General features: G+C 54.4%; 6 protein-coding genes. 3 read left to right on the top strand and 3 right to left on the bottom strand.

The window, feature by feature from the left end; all coding sequences use genetic code 11:
* Nucleotides 1–317 precede the first annotated feature (317 nt).
* Nucleotides 318–569 carry a ParB N-terminal domain-containing protein gene (locus ACEWPL_RS19155; protein WP_393929610.1) on the bottom strand — a complete coding sequence of 84 codons (252 nt, stop codon included), beginning with the start codon at nucleotides 567–569 and terminating at the stop codon, nucleotides 318–320.
* Between the two features lie 147 nt (nucleotides 570–716).
* On the bottom strand, nucleotides 717–1607 hold the full coding sequence (locus ACEWPL_RS19150; RefSeq protein WP_393929612.1) for an OST-HTH/LOTUS domain-containing protein: 891 nt from the start codon (nucleotides 1605–1607) through the stop codon (nucleotides 717–719).
* A 304-nt stretch (nucleotides 1608–1911) separates the two neighbouring features.
* Between ACEWPL_RS19150 and ACEWPL_RS19145 the strand changes: the two genes are divergently transcribed.
* Together ACEWPL_RS19145 and ACEWPL_RS19140 are read left to right on the top strand one after the other, a co-directional pair.
* Nucleotides 1912–2094, top strand: coding sequence for a hypothetical protein (locus ACEWPL_RS19145; RefSeq protein ID WP_393929614.1), 183 nt, complete (start codon nucleotides 1912–1914; stop codon nucleotides 2092–2094).
* Nucleotides 2095–2120: 26 nt separating this feature from the next.
* Complete coding sequence (locus ACEWPL_RS19140) at nucleotides 2121–3230, top strand: glycoside hydrolase family 3 N-terminal domain-containing protein (RefSeq protein WP_393929616.1); 1110 nt, start codon at nucleotides 2121–2123, stop codon at nucleotides 3228–3230.
* On the opposite strand, the gene ACEWPL_RS19135 is transcribed toward ACEWPL_RS19140, so the two are convergent.
* Nucleotides 3217–4416, bottom strand: a complete 1200-nt coding sequence (locus ACEWPL_RS19135; protein ID WP_393929618.1) for a PAN domain-containing protein — start codon at nucleotides 4414–4416, stop codon at nucleotides 3217–3219. The two genes, ACEWPL_RS19140 and ACEWPL_RS19135, sit on opposite strands and share 14 nt — an antisense overlap.
* A gap of 456 nt (nucleotides 4417–4872) precedes the next feature.
* On the opposite strand from ACEWPL_RS19135, the gene ACEWPL_RS19130 reads away from it, so the two are divergent.
* A partial coding sequence (locus ACEWPL_RS19130) for a selenium-binding protein SBP56-related protein (protein WP_420744393.1) occupies nucleotides 4873–6086 on the top strand: 1214 nt, incomplete at its 3' end.

Genomic DNA, 6086 nt, shown 5'->3' with positions numbered 1-6086 from the left:
TCAACCAACCCGATCAGCAGGTGCAACGAGTAGCTTAAATTACGCCAGATCCTGTCCAAGAGATGGGGAGTAGCTCACAGATCAGATAAAGCGCGACCGGCCTCTGCGCGCCGAACCAAGTTCGGACTAGGTGACCACACTGAAAACGAGGTCGCTTGGCGGCGCAACCAAGACGACCCAGAGCGCACTTCAAGTCATCTGCCAACGCTGCAGTGTAGCTTCTGCATTCCTGCCGTTCATGAACAGTGCAGAAGTTTAGGCTGCAACCGAGGGTCTGCGGAGTGAAAACTGCCGCTTTAAAACGGCGAGCAATACACTCAGTGCTGCCGCGCGCGGACCAGATATCCTTCGACTTTGTCTTCGCCGAGGGCGCGGAGGGCTTCTAAACGGTGATAGCCTCCAATAAGGACATAGCCGCCAGTTTTACCGATGCGCAGGCGTATGGGGGTGGTTTGGCCATTCTCCAGCATATCCTCGGCGATATCATCAACTTTTCCTGGATCCAGGGTCTTTTTGCGTTTGACCGGGATGCGGACGTCGGCGATGGCGAATATTTCTTTAACCGGCATGGGACCAATTTGCACCGGAGCACAGCATGTATGCAAGCCATTGTCACTATGGCAGTGAGGCGCGACCGGCCCTAAGCTGCCACTGGTCACCAGCGTCGATGCTGCCGTGCAGCTTCCCAAAAGCGACCGTATGACAAAGCGTAGCAATCATGTGACGCCAATGTTATTTAGCACCACTTCGCGGGGCCTCTCCTTTTCCCGATAGCAAGCTGAGCGTTGTCCATCCATATCAAAATACTGAAGTTCTAAGATGGAAGCCTCATGCACAACCTGCCGCCAACTGTGGCATCCATACTTGGCAGGTTGTTGCTCAGGGTATCGCTCGGCAATCCATCTGCCAGCCTCTGCCACAGGTGCCCACCCATCGACAGCCAATGCATCGAATGCTTCTCGCAAGGCGCTCACTATGCCTGCGAAAGGCCAAAAAACAGTGCCATCCGGGGCAATTCCGTTGACAATCAAGTCTTTGAACATTTCCGACTGCAGGACCTCTGAGGTGTTCCGGCGCATTTTCTCCATGTTTTCTGCCCATTCCCGAAGTTGTCCGACGTGTTGATCGATGCGACTGTATGCGGCGACCAAGGTTTCTTGAGCGCCACGGCATCCATCCAGGCTCCAGAGATCATGCTGGTCGATGAAGTGGTGAACCAGGTTGTTCCGCAGAAGTACCAATTCTCTGAGTTCATTCTCTGCCCGGGAAAAATCTGCGCCCGATAGGCCAATTTGCATCTGCATAGTGAACCAATTGACTCTCTCAGGAGAGTTGGCAGTCGATTCTTCGGGAGGATTAATCTCATCGGCAACAACATACGATCCAAGGAGATCGCCAACCAAGGCGCCGAGCGTCTTACGGGCCGTGCCGTCAATCTGCGCAGCCCGAGCTCTCTCCAAGTCGTGAGCCGGCCCAGCGAGCCTATGGTGTGCCACCATGGCCTTGATCAGGCGCTCATACTGTTGCAACCGCAACAGACATCGCCCCAGCAATCGCTGAACTTCATGCTGAAGCCTCTGCAGGTCTTTGTCATTTGTCGTCGTCATAGCGCAATTCGGTTTTGTCTCGCTCACATAAACCATATTTCGACCGGAAACGCGATGCTGCCTATCATTCTGCCAACCCCGAAATCATTCTGAAGCTGCAGTTTCACTGGCCCGTCCCTGCTGTTCACTGATCTACAGCATTTCGACAGGGCTGCCCGGCGTAAAAGACATTCGCCGCTACAGCATGAACCCGATCCGGAAGAACCCACATGCAGCGAAGTTAATGAAAATTCATGCAGATTGCTAAAGCGACTGCATTCAGGTGTACTAAGCGAACTATCAAGAATATGATCCAAAGTCATTCATGAGTCTTTTCGAACTGAAGATGATAGGGTTTCCGCAAATCGACGCCTATTCTCGGCCGGTTCTTGAGGTGTTGCGCGACCTTGGTGGTCCGGAAAAACCAAACGCAATCTTTGGAGACATGGCGAAGCACTACAAGGTTTTCACGCCTCGTGCGCCATATGAAGTCAGGCGACCGGAATGACATCAAGGCCACCTATACGCGGAATTATGATCAATCGTAGAAAATTCATTGCAGCAACTGGTTCTTGGGGTGCTCTTGGCATCGGTTCGCCATCATTTGCCCATAGCGACCCTGACAAGCTTCCGGGCAAGTTTCTTGTCACCGGATTCCGTGGAACACATCCTTCCGATCGCGAAGTCGTTCAACTCCGGCGCTACATTGAGAATGGCGAGGTTGCTGGCGTCATGTTGCTTCGACGCAACATCGAGTCACCAGAGCAGCTAAATCGTTTAAATGCGTCGTTGCAATCCGCTGCTACCGAGCACCCGGTCATAATCTGTATCGACCAGGAGGGCGGGCAGGTCACACGCCTTGGATCCTATAATGGGTTCATGCCTTGGATGTCAGCCGCTGACCTCGCAGGTTCGGGGCGTAACGATATGGATATTCTTGGATATTATGCACAGCGGGCCGATGAGTTATCGGCGGTTGGCGTCAATTTGAACCTCGCACCGGTGGTTGACCTGAATGTAAACCCGTTCAATCCCGTGATTGGGGCAAAGGGGCGCGCATACGGGCGCCACGTTGCGGATGTTGTCCGCTTTGCCGAACTGTTCATTCGCGCGCATCGCTCTGCGGGGGTAAGAACCTGTTTGAAGCATTTTCCGGGGCACGGATCGTCAATTGACGATAGCCATGTTGGAAGTGCCGACATCTCCGAAACATGGAGCCCCGAGGAGATTTCACCATTTGAACGCCTCGTGCGGGCGGGACTGGCCGACACGATCATGAATGCGCATGTTCTACACAGACATCTGTCCGACAGCCCGTGGATACCGACATCGCTTTCCGAAAGGTCAGTTGACGAGATCCGGTATGGTCTAAACTTCACTGGTCCGATTATTTCCGACGATATGCAGATGGGGGCGATAACAAATCTCATTTCGCCTATAGACGCCAGCGTTGCAGCCATCCGCGCGGGAAACTCGCTGTTGATCTATTCCAACTTCGAGAACATGTATTCGATACGGTCGATTGTTGAGGTCAACGAAAGGCTGATCCGTGCCATGAAGGATGAGGAGTTGAACATGGACGATGTTGTTGCCGGCGCGGAAAAGGCCGAGGCGTTTCGCGCGTCCCTGGTCAATCCGCTTTGACAATGCCCGAAACAATCCCAAGGCGGGATTCATAACGACCGACACCGTGTTTTGGAAAGCACCATGATTTTTTCGGCACGTAGCTCCATGCGACGCAGCTGCTGGTTGCTTGGCAGGCATGTCGGCATTGGTCCAGCGTCATGTTGCGCAAACCTTTCGGGTATAGGTCGTATCCGCGGATATCGAGGCCTGTTGCCTCAAGAAACGGACGACTGAATATTTCAGGGTTGATGCGACCCGGATCAGTTATTCCGCTCGTGACATTCGAGGACAAGCTGATATTCTCAACCCCCGACTTGGGCCAACACCAGCGTGTTGCATGCACATAGCTCCATGCCGCGCACGCGTCCGTGCGCCGACAGAAATTTTCGCACTCGTAAAGACTGACATTACGCAGGCCCCGTGGGCTTAGGTCCATTCCAAAGAAATCGGTGTTTTCAAACCTTTTCTCCGGATTTGGCCTGAGATCAGGCGATGATGGCTGCGCAGACGATGAAGGCGGTATTGTCTGTGCCGTCCCCGATGATTCCGGTTCTCGGTCTGTACGTTCCAACACACCGGGCGTTGACGACAGAAAGTCGTCAACTTCTGCGACCCGATCTACGAATGTCTCGTCACTGATTCCCAAGCCGATCCTTTGCTTTTCGGCACCGTCGAAATAGTAAATTTCTGTGGTTCTAAACATTTTCTCATAGACAAACGGAGGCGTGTCAAACTCGTTCAGAATGCCGATAATATCCGAAGTGGTGTACTGGGTTACGGTGGTTATTACATCCTTGCGCCCTTGGCTTCTGGCGTCTTCGGCGCCCGAATAGAATTGATGAACGCCCAATTCACCAATAACCATGCGTTTGCTGCCACCCAGAAAAACACTGGCACAAGAGGATTCGCAGCTGGCATTGTCGGGAATGTACGTCCCTACGTCCTTGTCGCGCAGAATGCTGGCCATCTGCAGGCCTTCGTAGACACTTCCACCTCGACTGGCTGCTACAACCAAGTCGATTTGATGGTCGCGCATGGCGCGACGAAGCTCAAAGGAATCACCATTATCAATTTCTCCCACCAGAAGCAGGACGTTGGGTAGCCCGTCATGGTGGCGATAACTGCCATAGGTGGTTTCCTCCCCCACAGCATCACTGGGGCCAAGTGCCAGAATTGCGCACACTGCTGACAGAACATATCGCATGTGACGTGGTGCTCCCAAGAACGTCTTCGCCGGATATGTTACCATGAAGTTTGTTGATGTTAAGGCAGCCTTTGGCAATGGAAGTGACCGGCCCTTACCGGACCTTCATCCCACGCGCGGCTAAGGTCCGGTTCGATCCCTTGTGACCGATGCGGTGGCACGTATATTTTGGCAGTAAGGGCGGAAAACGGGCTTTTGCGGCGATCCTGATCGAAGGATCGCGTCACAGCTACGATCCGGCCCGGCGTCACCGTGCCTTAGGGTACTGGCCGCCAGCGTCCAGGAGCATGGTCGCGATAGACCAAAGACCGACTATGAACTAGCATTCAAACTGGACCACCCGATGGGGGTATTCCAATCCAACTGTCCAACGTCGCGCAGACGCAAGAAACCGACACCACACTGCTGAAATCGATGGAAGAACGAGGAAGCCAGCCACCATAGAGGAGGAATGAGATGACCGAGAACAACGGAAGCTGCTGTGCAGGGCCGGGCTATGCGTCGCCCCAAGAGGCGATCAAGGCCCCGCGCGAGAAAGTTGTTTACACGATTTGCATCTATACCGGGACCGGGATCGAGAAACCTGATTACCTGGCTACCATCGACGTTGACGAAGAGAGTGAGACTTACGGCGAGGTGATCCACCGGACGGAAATGCCGGTCGTCGGTGATGAGCTGCACCACATGGGCTGGAACGCTTGTTCATCGTGCAACACCAACGGCAGCATGGAGCGCAAATACCTGATCATCCCGGGCGTGCGCACCACCAATTTCTATATCGTCGATACGGCCACCGATCCGCGCAAGCCGACGCTGTTCAAGACCATCGACGGGGACGAGATCAAGGCCAAGACCAATCTTTCCGCCCCGCACACCGTGCATTGTCTTGGCGCTGACATCATCGTGTCGATGCTGGGCGATGCCGAGGGGAACGGACCCGGCGGGTTCCTCCATCTGGACAAGGAGTTCAACGTCATTGGGCGCTGGGAAAATGACCTGGGCGACATGAAGTACAACTACGACTTCTGGTACCAGCCACGCCACAACATGATGATCTCGACCGAATGGGCCTCGCCCAACACGTTCATGCCGGGGTTTGATCTTGAGGATGTGGCAAGGGGCAAATACGGCCAGCACATCCATTTCTGGGACTTCAAGAACCGCAAGGTGGAGCAATCGATCGACCTGGGCGAGGAGGGGATGATCCCGTTGGAGGCCCGGTTCCACCACGATCCCGACAGCACCCATGGCTTTGTCGGCGCGGCGCTGGCGTCAAACATCTTTCACTATCACAAGGACAACGGCAAGATCGAGGTCAGCAAGATCATCGACGTGCCCGCTGTGGATGTAGAGGGGTTCCCGGTGCCGATGCCAAGTCTGATCACCGATATTCTGGTGTCGATGGACGACAAGTATCTTTACTTTTCGAACTGGCTGCACGGGGATCTGAGGCAGTACGACATTTCCGATCCGTTCAATCCGAAACTGACCGGTCAGGTCTGGATCGGCGGGCTGCTGGGCAAGGCGCACGAGGTGAACGGCCGCACCGTTGATGGCGCGCCGCAGATGATCCAGTTGTCGCTCGACGGAAAACGGCTCTACGTCACGACGTCGCTCTTCTCGACCTGGGACAACCAGTTCTACCCGTCGATGAAGGACAAGGGCGGTAT

This window comes from Roseovarius roseus, from assembly GCF_043355935.2.
GTDB classification, from domain to species: domain Bacteria; phylum Pseudomonadota; class Alphaproteobacteria; order Rhodobacterales; family Rhodobacteraceae; genus Roseovarius; species Roseovarius roseus.
This window is presented reverse-complemented; position numbering and strand designations above follow the sequence as displayed.

Bases quoted from the DNA above. Each gene is read 5' to 3' on its own strand.
- ACEWPL_RS19145 (WP_393929614.1), top strand. From the start codon at position 1,912: ATGAGTCTTTTCGAACTGAAGATGATAGGGTTTCCGCAAATCGACGCC.
- ACEWPL_RS19140 (WP_393929616.1), top strand. From the start codon at position 2,121: ATGATCAATCGTAGAAAATTCATTGCAGCAACTGGTTCTTGGGGTGCT.
- ACEWPL_RS19155 (WP_393929610.1), bottom strand. From the start codon at position 569: ATGCCGGTTAAAGAAATATTCGCCATCGCCGACGTCCGCATCCCGGTC.
- ACEWPL_RS19150 (WP_393929612.1), bottom strand. From the start codon at position 1,607: ATGACGACGACAAATGACAAAGACCTGCAGAGGCTTCAGCATGAAGTT.
- ACEWPL_RS19135 (WP_393929618.1), bottom strand. From the start codon at position 4,416: ATGCGATATGTTCTGTCAGCAGTGTGCGCAATTCTGGCACTTGGCCCC.